We start from the raw sequence: 15,811 nt of genomic DNA, 5'->3' as shown, positions 1-15,811 counted from the left end.
TTGAATTCATTTCCCTGAGGGTGGCGTGCAGCTTACAGCTCAAGCTGATTCGCGTTGATGCCAAAAGCGGCAGCGATTCTTTCGCGGGTGGCCTTGCGAGGCTTGGCGACGGTCTCTTGCTGGGCGAAGGCCGGTTGCGAGATCCCCATGCGTTTGGCCACTTCATCCTGCGTAAGGTTCAAGTGCTCACGCCAGGCGCGAATAGGCGTCTGGCCATCGACGATGCGACTGACCACCTCGTGAGGGATCAGATCGGGCTCTATCTTCTGCGCGACGTATTGTGCGTAGGGAATGACCACGAACGCGGGGTTACCGTCTGCGTCATTGATGATTTGAACGTCAGTAGGTGCGTTCATCGCGTTTTTTTACCTCTTGAATACTGATTACTTTGATTGCACCGTCCCAATCGAACATGACTCGATAATTACCGACGCGCAGTCGATAGGCGTAGTCATGGCCAACGAGTGCTTTGACGTTGCCCGCGTCAGGCATGCCAGCCAGTATTGTGACGGCGTCACGCACCTGGACCTGATGAGCGGAGTGCAATTTCAGAAGCTGCTTAACGGCCTTTCGAGTCCAGTGAATGCTGTTCATGGGAGAATATAAGTCTTTTATAAGATTTTCCAATCTTTGCTTATATTTTTGCGGCAGCCAATTAACGAAGCATGTCGGGATGTTGCCCGATGAGTAGGGTCTGCTCGAAGACTCGGGGGCGCTGTAGTCTTGATCAACCAAGCGTGTGGGAAAGGGCGGTTCTAGAGGATCGAAAGCTGGCGGTAGTACCAGCTCCCGGTATAAGGATCGGATCTACTCCTGCCCAATCGACTCCAAAAACTCCGACCGCTCATCACTCATCCGCGCCACGCAATCATTCTGCGCAATGGTGAATGCCTTGCTACCGCTCGTCGCCGGAAACGCTTCCACCGCGCAATCCGCGTCCCGGGTCTTCAGCCACTGCTGCTGGGCGGCCTTGAGTTTGGCGGTGATGTCGGTCAGTTGCGCCGGGTTCTTGCCGTAGGCCGTTTGCATGCGCTCGGTCAGGCCCTGGTAGTTGTCTTTCAGCAGGTCTTCGGCGGTGGTTCTGCTGTAGACCGAGCATTCCAGGGTCTGGACGTCGTTTTCGACGGCATCGCACGGATTGGTGTCGGACTCTTCAGCGGCCTGTACGCCGGTCGCTATCAGTGCCAAAGCCAGGAAGATCGTTCTCATTGCGCCGCAGCCCCTTTTTTCAGTGCCTATCCAGTGATGCGGCGAATTCTGGCCCAAGTTCCGGGGAAAGAACAGGTTGGCAAACAGCCCCGGACGAGACCCTTTGTCGCGTATTGACGCTTTCGGCAAACCCCCTGTCGTTTTTGCACCCGGCTGCCCCGCCCCTCAGGCATATGCTGGCCCCAAAGCGCCGGCACACGATTCGGCGCATGAATCGCTAATAGGGGACAGCCTGATGAGCCCAGCCGAATTGCACGCCGACAGCATCGTTATCGACGGGCTGATTATTGCCAAGTGGAACCGCGAGCTGTTTGAAGACATGCGCAAGGGCGGTCTGACCGCGGCCAACTGCACCGTGTCGGTGTGGGAGGGCTTCCAGGCCACCGTCAACAACATCGCCGCCAGCCAGAAGCTGATCCGCGAGAACAGCGACCTGGTGATTCCGGTGCGCACCACCGCCGACATCCGCAAAGCCAAGGAGCAGGGCAAGACCGGCATCCTGTTCGGTTTCCAGAATGCCCATGCCTTCGAAGACCAGATCGGCTATGTCGAGGTGTTCAAGCAGCTGGGCGTCGGTATTGTGCAGATGTGCTACAACACCCAGAACCTGGTCGGTACCGGTTGTTACGAGCGCGATGGCGGCCTGTCGGGCTTCGGTCGTGAAATCGTTGCCGAGATGAACCGTGTTGGCGTCATGTGCGACCTGTCCCACGTCGGTTCCAAGACATCCGAAGAAGTCATCCTCGAATCGAAGAAGCCGGTTTGCTACTCCCATTGCCTGCCGTCGGGTCTGAAAATTCACCCGCGCAACAAATCCGATGAAGAACTGAAGTTCATTGCCGACCACGGCGGTTTCGTCGGCGTGACCATGTTTGCGCCGTTCCTGGCCAAGGGCATCGATTCGACCATCGACGACTACGCCGAAGCCATCGAATACACCATGAACATCGTCGGCGAAGACGCCATCGGCATCGGCACCGACTTCACCCAGGGCCATGGCCAGGACTTCTTTGAATACCTGACCCATGACAAGGGCTACGCCCGCCGCCTGACCAGCTTCGGCAAGATCATCAACCCGCTGGGCATCCGCACCGTCGGCGAGTTCCCGAACCTGACCGAGACGCTGCTCAAGCGCGGCCATTCCGAGCGCGTGGTCCGCAAGATCATGGGCGAGAACTGGGTCAACGTCTTGAAAGACGTCTGGGGCGAATAAGCCCGCCGCACTTCTGAATCCTTTCCCCCGGCCGTCCGCGCCGGGGGCAACACCCAAATTTTTCTGGAGTTAAGTTTCCATGGCCAAGATCGCCCCGCAATTACCTATCGAAGTCGACAGCGAAACCGGTGTCTGGACCTCCGACGCCCTGCCGATGCTGTACGTGCCGCGCCATTTCTTCGTCAACAACCACATGGGCATCGAGGAAGTGCTGGGCGCCGACGCCTACGCCGAAATCCTCTACAAGGCCGGCTACAAATCCGCCTGGCACTGGTGTGAGAAAGAAGCCGAATGCCACGGCCTGGAAGGCGTCGCGGTGTTCGAGCACTACATGAAGCGCCTGTCGCAGCGCGGCTGGGGCCTGTTCAAGATCCAGGACATCGACCTCGACAAAGGCACCGCCAGCGTCAAGCTCGAACACTCGGCGTTCGTCTATGTGTACGGCAAGGTCGGGCGCAAGGTCGACTACATGTTCACTGGCTGGTTTGCCGGTGCCATGGACCAGATTCTGCAAGCCCGCGGCAGCAAGATTCGCACCGTTGCCGAACAAGTCTACGGTGGCTCCGAAGAAGGCCACGACGACGGTTTGTTCACCGTCAAGCCGTTGTAAGTCGAGGAACCCGCCATGGCTTTCGAAGCAATGTTCCAGCCGATCCAGATCGGCAAACTGACCATCCGTAACCGCGTGCTCAGCACCGCGCACGCCGAGGTCTATGCCACCGACGGCGGCATGACCACCGACCGGTACGTCAAGTATTACGAAGAGAAAGCCAAGGGCGGGATCGGCCTGGCGATTTGCGGCGGTTCCTCCAGCGTGGCCATCGACAGCCCGCAAGGCTGGTGGAAGTCGGTCAACCTGGCCGACGACCGGATCATTCCGCACTTCCAGAACCTGGCCGATGCCATGCACAAGCATGGCGCCAAGATCATGATCCAGATTACCCACATGGGCCGACGCTCGCGTTGGGACGGCGAGCATTGGCCAACCCTGCTGTCACCGTCGGGCATCCGCGAGCCGGTGCACCGTGCGACCTGCAAAACCATCGAGCCGGAAGAAATCTGGCGGGTGATCGGTAACTACGCCACTGCGGCGGGCCGCGCCAAGGCCGGCGGCCTGGACGGCATCGAACTGTCGGCCGTGCACCAGCACATGATCGACCAGTTCTGGAGCCCGCGCGTCAACAAACGTACCGACGAATGGGGCGGCAGCTTCGAAAACCGCATGCGTTTCGGCCTCGAAGTATTGAAGGCTGTGCGGGCTGAAGTCGGCCCGGATTTCTGCGTCGGGATCCGTCTGTGCGGTGATGAATTCCACCCGGATGGCCTGTCCCACGAGGACATGAAGCAGATCGCCAAGTACTACGACGACACCGGCATGATCGACTTCATCGGCGTGGTCGGCTCGGGTTGCGACACCCACAACACCCTGGCCAACGTTATCCCCAACATGAGTTATCCACCGGAGCCGTTCCTGCATTTGGCTGCCGGTATCAAGGAAGTGGTGAAGGCCCCGGTTCTGCACGCGCAGAACATCAAGGACCCGAACCAGGCGACCCGTATTCTGGAAGGCGGCTACGTCGACATGGTCGGCATGACTCGCGCCCACATCGCCGACCCGCACCTGATCGCCAAGATCAAGATGGGCCAGGTCGACCAGATCAAACAATGCGTCGGCGCCAACTACTGCATCGACCGTCAGTACCAAGGCCTGGACGTGCTGTGCATCCAGAACGCCGCGACCTCCCGTGAATACATGGGTGTGCCGCACATCATCGAGAAATCGACCGGTGTGAAGCGCAAGGTTGTCGTCGTCGGTGCCGGTCCTGCGGGGATGGAAGCGGCTCGCGTCTCTGCCGAACGTGGCCACGACGTGACCCTGTTCGAGAAAAAAGAATTCATCGGTGGGCAGATCACCACGGCTTCGAAAGCGCCGCAACGGGACCAGATCGCCGGGATCACTCGCTGGTTCCAACTGGAGCTGGCGCGTCTGAAAGTCGACCTGCGCCTGGGCGTGGCGGCGGATGCGGCGACCATTCTCGACCTGCGTCCGGACGTGGTGGTGCTCGCCGTCGGCGGCCATCCGTTCCTGGAGCAGAACGAACACTGGGGCGCGGCCGAAGGCCTGGTGGTCAGTAGCTGGGACATCCTCGACGGCAAGGTTGCGCCGGGCAAGAACGTGCTGGTCTACGACACCATTTGCGAGTTCACCGGGATGTCGGCTGCCGACTTCCTCGCCGACAAGGGCAGCCAGGTCGAGATCGTCACTGACGACATCAAGCCGGGCGTGGCAATTGGCGGGACCTCGTTCCCGACGTACTACCGCAGCATGTACCCGAAAGAAGTGATCATGACCGGCGACATGATGCTGGAGAAGGTCTACCGCGAAGGCGACAAGCTGGTGGCGGTGCTGGAAAACGAATACACCGGCGCCAAAGAGGAGCGGGTGGTGGACCAGGTCGTCGTTGAAAACGGCGTGCGTCCGGACGAAGAAATCTACTACGCCCTGAAGGAAGGCTCGCGCAACAAAGGCCAGATGGACATCGAGGCCCTGTTCGCGATCAAGCCGCAACCTTCGCTGAGCCAGGCGGGCGACGGCTACTTGCTGTTCCGCATCGGCGACTGCGTGGCGCAACGCAACACCCACGCGGCGATCTATGACGCGCTGCGGTTGTGCAAGGATTTCTAAGAGCTTGTGGATAACCCTGTAGGAGCGAGGCTTGCCCGCGAAGACGTACTGACATTCAACATTGATGTCGGCTGATCCATCGCCTTCGCGGGCAAGCCTCGCTCCTACAGGGTCTAGCAAGGCATCCAGGTAGTTTGGCCTGCAAGACCCTGCGGTCTTTGGGAGCTTCACCATGTTGAACACCCTTCTTCCAATCCTGTTGTTCGCTGCCCTGGGCCTGGGTGTCCTGGGCGCGTTGCGGCGGGTGGCTATGTGGCGCCGGGGCCGGGCTTCGAAAGTCGACCTGATCGGCGGCCTGTTCGCCATGCCCAAGCGCTACATGGTCGACTTGCACCACGTCGTCGCGCGGGACAAATACATCGCCAACACCCACGTCGCCACAGCCGGTGGTGCGGTAGCGTCGATCGTGCTGGCGATTCTGGTGCACGGTTTCGGCCTGCATAACCGCTTCCTCGGTTATGCGCTGCTGTTGATGACGGCCGTGATGTTCGTCGGTGCGATTTTTGTTTACCTGCGTCGGCGCAATCCACCGGCCCGTTTGTCCAAGGGCCCATGGATGCGCTTGCCGAAAAGCTTGCTGGCGTTCTCGGCATCCTTCTTCCTGGTGACCCTGCCGGTGGCGGGCATCCTTCCGGAAAACTTCGGCGGCTGGATGCTAGCGGTGATCCTGGGGATCGGTGTGTTGTGGGGCGTATCGGAATTGTTCTTCGGCATGACCTGGGGTGGGCCGATGAAGCACGCCTTTGCCGGCGCCTTGCACCTGGCCTGGCACCGTCGCGTCGAACGCTTCAACGGCGGTCGTTCCACCGGTTTGAAACAGTTGGACCTGAACGACCCGACCGCGCCGCTGGGCGTGGAAAAACCCAAGGATTTCACCTGGAACCAACTGCTCGGCTTTGACGCTTGTGTGCAGTGCGGTAAGTGCGAAGCGGCGTGCCCAGCGTTTGCCGCTGGCCAGCCGCTGAACCCGAAAAAACTGATTCAGGACATGGTCGTCGGCCTGGCCGGTGGCACCGATGCCAAGTTCGCCGGCAGCCCTTATCCGGGCAAAGCCATCGGCGAGCACGCAGGCAATCCGCACCAACCAATCGTCAACGGTCTGGTGGACGCCGAAACCCTATGGTCGTGCACCACCTGCCGCGCCTGCGTCGAGGAATGCCCGATGATGATCGAGCACGTCGATGCCATCGTCGACATGCGTCGCCATCTGACGCTGGAAAAGGGCGCGACCCCGAACAAGGGTGCCGAAGTCCTGGAAAACCTGATCGCCACCGACAACCCGGGCGGCTTCGCCCCGGGCGGGCGGATGAACTGGGCGGCGGACTTGAACCTCACGCTGATGAGCGAGAAGAAGTCGGTCGACGTGCTGTTCTGGGTCGGCGACGGTGCCTTCGACATGCGCAACCAGCGCACCCTGCGCGCCTTCGTCAAAGTGCTGAAAGCGGCCAAAGTCGACTTCGCGGTGCTCGGTCTTGAAGAACGCGACAGCGGTGACGTCGCCCGACGCCTGGGCGACGAAGCGACCTTCCAGCTGTTGGCCAAACGCAACATCCAGACCCTGGCCAAGTACAGCTTCAACCGCATCGTCACCTGCGACCCGCACAGCTTCCATGTGTTGAAAAACGAGTACGGCGCCTTCGACGGCAACTACCTCGTGCAGCACCACAGTACCTACATGGCCGAAATCATCGGCGCTGGCGCCCTCAACCTCGGCCAGCACAAAGGCACCAGCGTGACCTATCACGACCCGTGCTACCTGGGTCGCTATAACGGCGAATACGAGGCACCGCGTGAGGTGCTGCGTGCCCTGGGGATCGAGATCAAGGAAATGCAACGCTCCGGTTTCCGTTCACGCTGCTGCGGCGGTGGTGGCGGCGCGCCGATCACCGACATTCCGGGCAAGCAGCGGATCCCCGACATGCGCATGGAAGACATCCGCGAAACCGGCGCCGAACTGGTGGCCGTGGGTTGTCCACAATGCACCGCGATGCTCGAAGGCGTGGTTGAACCCCGGCCATTGATCAAGGACATCGCCGAACTGGTGGCCGACGCATTGCTCGAAGATGAAGCACCGAGCAAACCGTCCACACCGGCCAAACGTGAACCTGCGGAGGCCCACTGATGAGCGACATTATCCGCCGCGACCCCCGCGCCGAATGGATTGCCCGCAACCGCCTGCACCCGCTGCACGCGGCCATGCAACCGGCGCAGCACAGCTGGATGGGGCCTAACGGCGTCATCCGCAAGAACCTTCACGGCATCGGTTTTATCGGGCCCAACGGCATCAAGCGCATCGACCGCAGCGGCGCGCAACAGGGCGGGGCGACCAAACGCTCGGCCGCCGTTGAAGTGCAGTTGTCGCTGCATCAAGTGCCCGCACCGGCGTTTTACATCAGCGTGGTGCCGGACATGGTCGGTGGCCGCTTGAGCAGCCACGACCGCGACCTGCTGGGCCTGGCTCATCAATTGGCTGGCAACGACGGCGCGGTGTTGGCCGTGGTCTTCGGTGAACACAAGGAAAACGCCTTTGCGACCGCTGGCGTCGATCGTCTGCTGGTACTGGAAGGCGATGAGTTCAGCGGTTATGCACCGGAACAACGGGTCCAGGGCCTGCGGGCTGTGGATAATCAGTTCAGCCCGCGTCACTGGTTGCTGCCGGACAGCCGCAGCGGCGGTGGTGAATTGGGTCGACGCTTTGCGGCGGCACTGGGCGAACGCCCGGCCACGCGGGTCTGGCAGGTCAAGGATCAGGAATGCATCGGCCGCGCCGGTGCTGGCCTGCAAGACCTTGCGCGCCCGGTTGCACGGTTGATTCTGGCCGCCGTCGAGTGCGCCGAACCGGTCAGCGAAACCCGTCACGAAGCCTTGCCCGTGGAGTTATCCACAACCGTGGCGCGCAGTCTGTCGCGCATCGAGGATTTGGGCGCTGTAGCGGTGGACCCGGCAGCGATTCCGATGGCCGAAGCCGAATTCATCTTCTCCGGCGGCAACGGGGTCAAGGATTGGCCGTTGTTCCACCAGACTGCCGCTGCCCTTGGCGCCACCGAAGGCGCATCGCGGGTGGCGGTGGACGATGGCTTTATGGCTCGCGACCGTCAGGTCGGTGCCTCCGGCACTTGGGTCACTGCGCGGGTCTACGTGGCAGTGGGGATTTCCGGGGCGATCCAGCACCTGCAAGGCATTGGTGCCTGCGACAAGGTGGTGGCGATCAACCTCGACCCTGGCTGCGACATGATCAAACGGGCCGACCTGTCGGTGATCGGCGAGAGCGCCGAGATTCTTCAAGCCTTGATCGCGGCGGTAGAGGCTTACCGCAACGAAGCCAAGCGCGATGCGGCTTAAGGGAAGGAAAGGGTTATGAGCACGAAAATCATCAGCCTGGTGTCCATCGGCGCCCATCCGACCTCTGGCCGGCCACGTCGCGCCGAGCAGGATGCGCGCGCCGTGGAACTGGGTCTGCAACTGGCTGGGGATAACTTGCAAGTGCTGCATGCCGGCGACGTCGCCGAGCCTGCGCTGCGCGCTTACCTGGGCATGGGCCTTGAGCAACTGCACGTGCTGGAACAACCGGAAGGCGCCGACGCGCTACCGGCCTTGACCGCCTATTTGCGGGATGCCGGGGCACAAGTCGTGCTGACCGGTAGCCAGGCAGAAACCGGCGAAGGTTCGGGCATGTTGCCGTTCCTGCTGGCGGAGAGCCTGGGCTGGCCGCTGGTGGTGGGATTGGCTCAGGTCGAATCCATCGACGGCGGCTCGGCGCTGGTGCTGCAAGCCTTGCCGCGCGGTCAGCGCCGTCGCTTGAAAGTGCGCCTGCCGTTTCTCGCCACGGTGGATAACGCCGCGCCAAAGCCGCGGCAGAGCGCCTACGGCCCGGCCCGGCGCGGCGTGTTGCAGGCGGATGAAGTTGAAGTCGTCGACGATGAACTGCTGGCGGTCGCCACCCTGCAACCGGCCAAGCCACGGCCTAAACGCTTGAAAGTAATCAAGGCCAAGAGCGGCGCCGACCGCATGAAAGCCGCGACGGCCAAAGCCAGTGGCGGCGGCGGACAAGTGCTCAAGGGCGTGACCGCGCAAGCCGGTGCCGAGGCGATCCTCAAGTTATTGATCGAAGAAGGCGTCGTCCGCTAACGAACACCCCACACAGATCTAATGTGGGAGCGGGCTTGCTCGCGAAGAGGTCGTCATATCCAACATCAATGTGACTGACAGATCGCCTTCGCGAGCAGGCTCGCTCCCACAAGGAAAAATTAATGACCGTTGAATTTCGTTCGGCCCTGCGCGCGGATGCGCGGGAGATTGCTCGCTTGTTCCAGATTTCATCAGAGGGCGCTGCAGATTACATCTGGAGCCAACTGGCGCAACCCGGTCAGGATTTACTGGACGTGGGCGCCAGTCGTTACGCCCGTGACGACGTAGATTTTTCTTATCAGAACTGCCTCATCGCCGAGGCCGAGGGCCGCGTCATTGGCATGATGCACAGCTACGTGATGCGCCACGATCCACTGGCAGCGCCCGTCACCGATCCAGTCCTGGCGCCCTACGCCACAATGGAAATCCCCGACACCCTCTACATCTCCAGCCTGGCGCTGCACGAGGGCTGGCGCAACCGGGGCCTGGGCAAGCAATTCCTCGCCTACGCCTACGACCGTGCCAATCAGTTGGGGCTCAATGGCCTGAGCCTGATCGACTACGCCGCCAACACCGGCGCCCGGCGGTTTTACGAGCGGCATGGCTTCCGTATCGTCGACACCTGCCAAATCACGCCGCACCCGATGATACGGGTCACGGGTGAGGCCTATCTGATGTATCGGCCTTAGTCCGGAGCCCGATCACAGGAGAACCTATCAGAACTGCTAGTGTCGGTTTTATTGATCGTTTGTTAGGGTACTGAACCGTAGGCACCGCTTGTGCTTTCAGAGCTGCTCAATGGTTCAGGCTCCAAAGCAGGTATGACCGCGGGTTGCTCAGGTCTCTTCAAGGATGCTTCTGATGCCCATCGCCCACCCGACTCGACATACGGATCAGCTGTTTCCCCGGACCTTGTTGCTGGCTACGGACCTGCAGCAAAGCGTTCTCGCCGAGCTGGACCGCAGTGGCCCGAACTTCCTCGCGTATTCCTCCTATGGCTTGCAAAGCGGTTTGCAGAATGCCCGGACTTGCGTGGGTTTCAATGGGCAGCTCAAAGAGCGTTCAACCGGCCGGTATCACCTGGGCAATGGATATCGAGTCTACAACCCTGTGCTGATGCGTTTTCACAGCCCTGATCGGCTGAGTCCTTTTGGCAAGGGCGGGATTAATGCCTATGCCTACTGCAATGGCGACCCTCTCAACTTCACGGACCCGACAGGGCAGTACCTGACGGCTATTTTGCCGATCGTTCAGCGAGGTTTGACCGTAGCGCTGCACTCTGTGGTTCCGGTGGCCATGATCTTCGGACCCAAGGTTTCCGGGGTTGCGTTACAGGCCACGCGTTTCAGCCTGGCCGGGTCTGTTGGCAGCCTTGTGGGGGCGGCCATGCAGTTGGCGGGACTCCCTAGCGGACAAATCGTCAGTGCCGTAGGGACAACGGCGTTGTTGGCAGGTGCTGCAACGCGTGGCGCTGTTGCGCTCAGGACGGCCTACCAGAGCAACGTGCTGTGGAGCACAGTCAAGGCGAACGTCAAAAACATAGTGGGATGGGGTGATTCGGCAACGCCCGCTAAGGCTTCATCGTCATTACAGGCAGTGTCTTCAGAAATTCCTGTCAAAGAAACAGCCAATGCTTCCGAAACGATCAGAACTTCCTAGATTGCAGCCTGACGCCCAGCGCGCTGAGAGAGCTTCATTGAGCTACATTTTCACTGTGCGCTGTTAAGAGTGAATCACGCAGTCACGGAGTTTTTCAGAGGTTCAGCGCTCGATCATAAAACCTGGTTTTTATGAATGGGTTGGCTATGCAGCCATTAAAGCTGGCTCTGCTTCTCGGGTGGGTTACGGCGGTATCGACGGCATCGCTGGCCGCTACCAGGCTGAATGAGCCCGATCCGGGCTTCTATCAATGGATGAGCTCCGAACAGGGACAAAAAGCCTCTCTGACGCAGATGAAGCAGCAGTGCGATAGAGTGCTGGCGGCCGATAAAAACCTCGATTGTTCAGTCACCGTTTTCGCCCGAATGTTCGAGGCAAAAACCGCCAATCAGCTTCCCGACTACTATCTGGCGATCAAGCGTCGTCATGCCCAGGCCATAGCGCGTGATCCTGAACTCAAAGCCATGTTTTCCATGTTCGGCAGCGAATCGATCGCGACCTTGCGCGCGGTCGCCGATTTTTCGGTGACAAGGACGCAACGGCGTGAAGTACTGGCGATTCATCCCTACGCCAGTGACAGCCAGGTGACTGACGAGGTGCTGCCCTACATCGATGTCAAAGCGGCCAATGGTGTCTCGTCACGGTTTATTGTGGATACGGGCGCGCCGCAAACCCGGGTCAATACCGAAACCGCGAAGCTGATGGGGATCAGGCTGTTAACTGACTCCCACTATGGCTACAGCACGTTTTATGGCGAGCGCGACCTGTCCGCCAAGCTCGGGATTTTCAAGTCGTTAAAGATAGGCTCAAGCGAGTTCAGGAACGTCCTGGTGTTTGTCAGTGACCGGGATAACTTACTCGGGCTTGATCTGCTCGGTAAGTTAGGTCCTTTGAAGGTCACGAAAAAGACCCTGGAGATAAACGCCGAACGTCCCGCGATGTGATTCGCCAATTACCTATGCGCGTATCGACATCAATCAACGACTGACCATCGCCGCACGGCTGGATCGAAGGGCGACGCTGGCGATTATCGACACCGGCAATGTGGATTACCTGACATCGGCCTCGCCGGGCAACTCACCCATTCACGTCGCCAAAAAGCTGGGCTACCGAACCTACAGGGGCGAATTGAGCTTGTCCGGCCGTACCCGGTTGATCACCTACCGATACTACCCGGACTATACGATCCCGCCCTCCATGCTGCTTGGGCAGTACGTGCCGTCTCTTTTGCTCGGGTGGCGTGCGTTCAAAGACTACGAGCTGAATCTGGATATCGACTCAGGCCGGTCGTGTTTCAACAGGCTCTGATCGTGGTTACCCACAATCCCTGTTAGCGCTTCTGTGGATAACATGTTCGCCCTTCGCTACACCCCATACCAATCAGGCCCTGCAAGCCTTCGTACAAAAAACAACCAGCCTAACCTGCGGTTTTTACTGGCTTTTTACAGTGGATAAAATTTGGCACTGGGGAATACTTGCCCCCAATCTCTGTTGGCGCTTCTGTGGATAAGATGTTCGCTAACCGCTACAGGCTATACAATCCGGGCTGTTCAGGCTTCTGGTTAAAAAACGATCAAATCATGGTTTGACGTCGATAAAACCCTCGAGAACCCCGATTTATAGTGGCTGCCGGAGGTTTTCCACAGATTTGTCGAAGTTGCCCCCAAAGTCTGTTGGCGCTTCTGTGGATAAGGTGTTCGCTATCCTCTGCAAGCCATATAAACCGTCGCTTTCAAGCTTTAGATCAAAAAATGATCAATGCGCGTTTGAAACCTTGCTTCTGGATAAGTCACGGATTTTCTTCGGTTTCTGTGGAGAATTTTTTGCGTAAATCCACACTTGTCCCCATTAGCTGTGGGTGGAGGTGTGGATAACTTGTTTGCGGAAGGCTGGGAGCCACGTCCGGTATAGGCCAGAACGAGATAGATCATATTTCGTACAGTTATAACGGAGAGTGAGTTTTCGGGGAGATACGCGTTGTCGGGAGGGCGCCTTCGCGAGCAAGCCCGCTCCCACACTTGACCGGGTTGTTCACAAAGTTTGTGAACGCCGGCGATCTAATGTGGAAGCGGGCTTGCTCGCGAAGCTTTTGACGTTAGCCCTGAACCGGAACCCCTTTGAGGTAAGGCGCAGGCTCGGCCCCGAGGTTGCTCAGCAGACGCTCGCTGTACCAATCCACAAAGTTCACCACGCCAAACTCATAGGTCTTGGAGTAAGGCCCAGGCTGGTACGCGGTGGAGTTGATGCCGCGCTGATTCTCTTCGGCCAGGCGACGGTCCTGGTCGTTGGTGGCGTCCCAGACCTTGCGCATGCGCTCCACGTCGTAGTCGACGCCTTCGACGGCGTCCTTGTGCACGATCCACTTGGTGGTGACCATGGTTTCCTGCGCGCTGATCGGCCACACGGTGAACACGATGATGTGGTCGCCCATGCAGTGGTTCCACGAATGCGGCAGGTGCAGGATGCGCATCGAGCCCAGGTCCGGGTTCTTGATGCGGCCCATGAGTTTGGCGCAGCCTTGTTTGCCGTCCAGGGTCATCGAGACGGTGCCCTTGAGCAGCGGCATGCGCACGATGCGGTTACGCAGGCCGAAGCTGGCGTGGGCGTAAGGGATTTTCTCGGCTTCCCAGGCAGCGGCGGAGGCGGCGACGTGGTCCTTGAAGGCCTGGTCGGCGCGCGGGTCGGTGACGTCGTCCCATTCCAGCAGGGTTTTCAGCAGTTCCGGGTGCGACGCGTTGCAGTGGTAGCACTCGCGGTTGTTTTCCAGCACCAGTTTCCAGTTGGCCTTTTCGAACAAGGTGGTCTGGATCGCCACCTTGGTGTTTTCCATGTCGTACGGTTCCATGTAATGGTTCAGCGTCGACAGGAAGTCATCGATGGCCGGCGGGTTCTCCGCCAGGCTGATAAAGATGTAGCCGCCGGCGGTCTTCACGTTTACCGGTTTCAGGCCGTACTGCTTCATGTCGAAGTCGGCGCCCATTTCGGTGCCGGCGAACAGCAGGCGACCGTCCAGTTCGTAAGTCCACTGGTGGTAATGGCAGACCAGCTTGGCGACCTTGCCTTTTTCACTGGTGCACAAGCGCGAACCACGGTGACGGCAGACGTTGTGGAACGCATGCACGACGCCTTCGGCGCCGCGAATCACGATGATCGGGTTCTTGCCGATTTGCAGGGTCAGGTAGTTGCCCTTGGCCGGGATCTCGCAGGTCATGCCGGCGATCAACCACTCTTTCTGGAAGATTTCCTGCATGTCGATATCAAACAGCCGCTCGTCAGAGTAAAACGGCTGCGGCAGCGAGAAAGTGCGCTCGCGCTCTTGCAGCATCTGCGCGGTGGCCTTGCGTGCGGGTTCCAGCGGATCGCCCAGGCTGATTTTTGCGGTGACGTCCATCGTGTGTTTCCTCAAGGCCATCTGCGTGGCCGCGAAAGTGGCTGATCAGGTTTGCTACGCAAGGTGTAAAGATTGTGTCTTGGTATGGAGCGAGTGTGGGGCCGGCGTTGCCCGGAACCTTATCCATGGGCGACATGGCCCAATCTGTTCCCGACGCGCAACCCCCGGTAGTTGGGGGCTGGTCGCGATAAGTATGTGAATGTCGCAGATAGGTAAATGGGTGATCCGCGCTATACGCAGAATCGCCAACATAAGGCCGAGCATCGGCGGTGGAGAACAGCATGTCCAACAGCTTCCTGAATCCGGTAACGACCCAGACCTGGGCCAATGGTCGTCACATCGTCCGTTGCGTCAAAGTGATCCAGGAAACCTGGGATGTGCGCACCTTCTGCTTTATGGCGGACCAGCCGATCCTGTTCTTCTTTAAACCGGGGCAGTTTGTCACCCTAGAGCTGGAAATCGAAGGCGTGCCGATCATGCGCTCCTACACCATTTCCAGCTCGCCGTCGGTGCCGTACAGCTTCTCGGTGACGATCAAGCGCGTGCCGGGCGGCAAGGTCTCGAACTGGTTGCACGACACCCTGCACGAAGGCCAGGAGCTGGCGGTGCACGGGCCGGTCGGGCTGTTCAACGCCATGGACTTCACCGCGCCGAAAGTGCTGTACCTCAGCGGCGGCGTGGGGATCACGCCGGTCATGTCGATGGCGCGCTGGTTCTACGACACCAACGGCAATGTCGACATGGTGTTTATCCACAGCGCCCGTTCGCCCAAAGACATCATTTACCACCGCGAGCTGGAACACATGGCGTCGCGGATCGATAACTTCAGCCTGCACCTGATCTGCGAGAAGCATGGTCTGGGCGAGCCGTGGGCGGGTTATCGCGGTTACCTGAACCACAAGATGCTGGAGCTGATGGCTCCGGACTTCATGGAGCGCGAGGTGTTCTGCTGCGGGCCGACGCCGTACATGAACGCGGTCAAGCGCATGCTCGAAACGGCCGGTTTCGACATGAGCCGTTATCACGAGGAATCCTTCGGCGCCACGCCACCGGAAGCCCGTGCCGATGCGGTGGAGCAAGCGGAAATCGCCGCCGACGCACCGGACATCGACGTGGCGGATCTGCATCAGGTGGAATTCACCGCGTCCGGCAAGAGCATTCGGGTGGCGCCGGGGGAGACCGTGCATGCGGCGGCGGCCAAGCTCGGTCTGTTGATTCCGAAGGCCTGCGGGATGGGGATTTGCGGGACGTGCAAGGTGATGAAGCTGGGCGGCGAAGTGGAGATGGAACACAACGGCGGGATCACCGAAGAAGACGAAGCGGAAGGGTTCATCCTGTCGTGCTGCAGCGTGCCGAAGGGCGACGTGCGGATCGAATTCTGATACGCGCCAAATAACCCCCTGTAGGAGCTGTCGAGAGAAACGAGGCTGCGATCTTTTGATCTTGATCTTAAAAAAACAAAGTCAAAAGATCGCAGCCTCGTTTATATCGAAAGCTACAAAAAAGCTCCGTTTATTAGTCGAAA

The 15,811-nt window shown here is 59.6% G+C and carries 13 protein-coding genes and 1 pseudogene; 10 read left to right on the top strand and 4 right to left on the bottom strand.

The window, feature by feature from the left end; genetic code table 11:
* Positions 1-32 precede the first annotated feature (32 nt).
* The 3 genes from ACIPL2_RS06275 to ACIPL2_RS06265 form a co-directional block, all read right to left on the bottom strand.
* Positions 33-356: a helix-turn-helix domain-containing protein gene (locus ACIPL2_RS06275; protein WP_401354005.1), complete on the bottom strand. Its 324-nt coding sequence runs from the start codon at positions 354-356 to the stop codon at positions 33-35.
* Positions 340-594, bottom strand: a complete 255-nt coding sequence (locus ACIPL2_RS06270) for a type II toxin-antitoxin system RelE/ParE family toxin (protein WP_401354003.1) — start codon at positions 592-594, stop codon at positions 340-342. The genes ACIPL2_RS06275 and ACIPL2_RS06270 overlap by 17 nt, the downstream gene beginning before the upstream one ends.
* A gap of 213 nt (positions 595-807) precedes the next feature.
* Positions 808-1,209 (bottom strand): lysozyme inhibitor LprI family protein, encoded by a 402-nt coding sequence (locus tag ACIPL2_RS06265; protein ID WP_401354001.1) that lies wholly within the window; start codon positions 1,207-1,209, stop codon positions 808-810.
* A 235-nt stretch (positions 1,210-1,444) separates the two neighbouring features.
* On the opposite strand from ACIPL2_RS06265, the gene ACIPL2_RS06260 reads away from it, so the two are divergent.
* The 9 genes and pseudogenes from ACIPL2_RS06260 to ACIPL2_RS06220 all read left to right on the top strand — a co-directional run bounded on the left by ACIPL2_RS06260 (position 1,445) and on the right by ACIPL2_RS06220 (position 12,203).
* A complete protein-coding gene (locus ACIPL2_RS06260; protein WP_008033250.1) occupies positions 1,445-2,422 on the top strand; it encodes a dipeptidase in 978 nt (325 codons plus the stop codon).
* Between the two features lie 79 nt (positions 2,423-2,501).
* Positions 2,502-3,032 carry a DUF5943 domain-containing protein gene (locus ACIPL2_RS06255; protein ID WP_008033249.1) on the top strand — a complete coding sequence of 177 codons (531 nt, stop codon included), beginning with the start codon at positions 2,502-2,504 and terminating at the stop codon, positions 3,030-3,032.
* Between the two features lie 15 nt (positions 3,033-3,047).
* On the top strand, positions 3,048-5,108 hold the full coding sequence (dgcA, locus tag ACIPL2_RS06250; RefSeq protein ID WP_401353998.1) for a dimethylglycine demethylation protein DgcA: 2,061 nt from the start codon (positions 3,048-3,050) through the stop codon (positions 5,106-5,108).
* Positions 5,109-5,280: 172 nt separating this feature from the next.
* Positions 5,281-7,230, top strand: a complete 1,950-nt coding sequence (dgcB, locus tag ACIPL2_RS06245) for a dimethylglycine demethylation protein DgcB (protein WP_401353996.1) — start codon at positions 5,281-5,283, stop codon at positions 7,228-7,230.
* Positions 7,230-8,450 carry an electron transfer flavoprotein subunit alpha/FixB family protein gene (locus ACIPL2_RS06240; RefSeq protein WP_401353994.1) on the top strand — a complete coding sequence of 407 codons (1,221 nt, stop codon included), beginning with the start codon at positions 7,230-7,232 and terminating at the stop codon, positions 8,448-8,450. Before dgcB ends, ACIPL2_RS06240 begins: the two co-directional genes overlap by 1 nt.
* Positions 8,451-8,465: 15 nt before the next feature.
* Entirely contained in the window at positions 8,466-9,236 is a 771-nt protein-coding gene (locus ACIPL2_RS06235; protein ID WP_305503579.1) for an electron transfer flavoprotein subunit beta, read from the top strand.
* A gap of 122 nt (positions 9,237-9,358) precedes the next feature.
* Positions 9,359-9,925 carry a GNAT family N-acetyltransferase gene (locus ACIPL2_RS06230; protein WP_401353991.1) on the top strand — a complete coding sequence of 189 codons (567 nt, stop codon included), beginning with the start codon at positions 9,359-9,361 and terminating at the stop codon, positions 9,923-9,925.
* Between the two features lie 172 nt (positions 9,926-10,097).
* A complete protein-coding gene (locus tag ACIPL2_RS06225; RefSeq protein ID WP_401353988.1) occupies positions 10,098-10,895 on the top strand; it encodes an RHS repeat-associated core domain-containing protein in 798 nt (265 codons plus the stop codon).
* Positions 10,896-11,041: 146 nt separating this feature from the next.
* Positions 11,042-12,203: pseudogene (locus ACIPL2_RS06220) on the top strand (retropepsin-like aspartic protease).
* A 787-nt stretch (positions 12,204-12,990) separates the two neighbouring features.
* On the opposite strand, the gene gbcA reads toward ACIPL2_RS06220, so the two are convergent.
* A complete protein-coding gene (gene gbcA / locus ACIPL2_RS06215; RefSeq protein ID WP_059407455.1) occupies positions 12,991-14,286 on the bottom strand; it encodes a glycine-betaine demethylase subunit GbcA in 1,296 nt (431 codons plus the stop codon).
* Between the two features lie 281 nt (positions 14,287-14,567).
* On the opposite strand from gbcA, the gene gbcB reads away from it, so the two are divergent.
* Positions 14,568-15,668: a glycine-betaine demethylase subunit GbcB gene (gene gbcB, locus ACIPL2_RS06210; protein ID WP_401353986.1), complete on the top strand. Its 1,101-nt coding sequence runs from the start codon at positions 14,568-14,570 to the stop codon at positions 15,666-15,668.
* Positions 15,669-15,811 lie beyond the last annotated feature (143 nt).

The sequence above is a fragment of the Pseudomonas sp. NPDC086251 genome (genome assembly GCF_044746405.1).
Classification (GTDB): domain Bacteria; phylum Pseudomonadota; class Gammaproteobacteria; order Pseudomonadales; family Pseudomonadaceae; genus Aquipseudomonas.
The sequence above is the reverse complement of the archived record's forward strand: the minus strand, read 5'-3'. Positions and strand labels throughout refer to the sequence as shown.

Excerpts from the sequence above, each read along its gene's own strand:
- ACIPL2_RS06275 (WP_401354005.1), bottom strand. The coding sequence starts at position 356 with ATGAACGCACCTACTGACGTTCAAATCATCAATGACGCAGACGGTAAC.
- ACIPL2_RS06270 (WP_401354003.1), bottom strand. The coding sequence starts at position 594 with ATGAACAGCATTCACTGGACTCGAAAGGCCGTTAAGCAGCTTCTGAAA.
- ACIPL2_RS06265 (WP_401354001.1), bottom strand. The coding sequence starts at position 1,209 with ATGAGAACGATCTTCCTGGCTTTGGCACTGATAGCGACCGGCGTACAG.
- ACIPL2_RS06260 (WP_008033250.1), top strand. The coding sequence starts at position 1,445 with ATGAGCCCAGCCGAATTGCACGCCGACAGCATCGTTATCGACGGGCTG.
- ACIPL2_RS06255 (WP_008033249.1), top strand. The coding sequence starts at position 2,502 with ATGGCCAAGATCGCCCCGCAATTACCTATCGAAGTCGACAGCGAAACC.
- dgcA (WP_401353998.1), top strand. The coding sequence starts at position 3,048 with ATGGCTTTCGAAGCAATGTTCCAGCCGATCCAGATCGGCAAACTGACC.
- dgcB (WP_401353996.1), top strand. The coding sequence starts at position 5,281 with ATGTTGAACACCCTTCTTCCAATCCTGTTGTTCGCTGCCCTGGGCCTG.
- ACIPL2_RS06240 (WP_401353994.1), top strand. The coding sequence starts at position 7,230 with ATGAGCGACATTATCCGCCGCGACCCCCGCGCCGAATGGATTGCCCGC.
- ACIPL2_RS06235 (WP_305503579.1), top strand. The coding sequence starts at position 8,466 with ATGAGCACGAAAATCATCAGCCTGGTGTCCATCGGCGCCCATCCGACC.
- ACIPL2_RS06230 (WP_401353991.1), top strand. The coding sequence starts at position 9,359 with ATGACCGTTGAATTTCGTTCGGCCCTGCGCGCGGATGCGCGGGAGATT.
- ACIPL2_RS06225 (WP_401353988.1), top strand. The coding sequence starts at position 10,098 with ATGCCCATCGCCCACCCGACTCGACATACGGATCAGCTGTTTCCCCGG.
- gbcA (WP_059407455.1), bottom strand. The coding sequence starts at position 14,286 with ATGGACGTCACCGCAAAAATCAGCCTGGGCGATCCGCTGGAACCCGCA.
- gbcB (WP_401353986.1), top strand. The coding sequence starts at position 14,568 with ATGTCCAACAGCTTCCTGAATCCGGTAACGACCCAGACCTGGGCCAAT.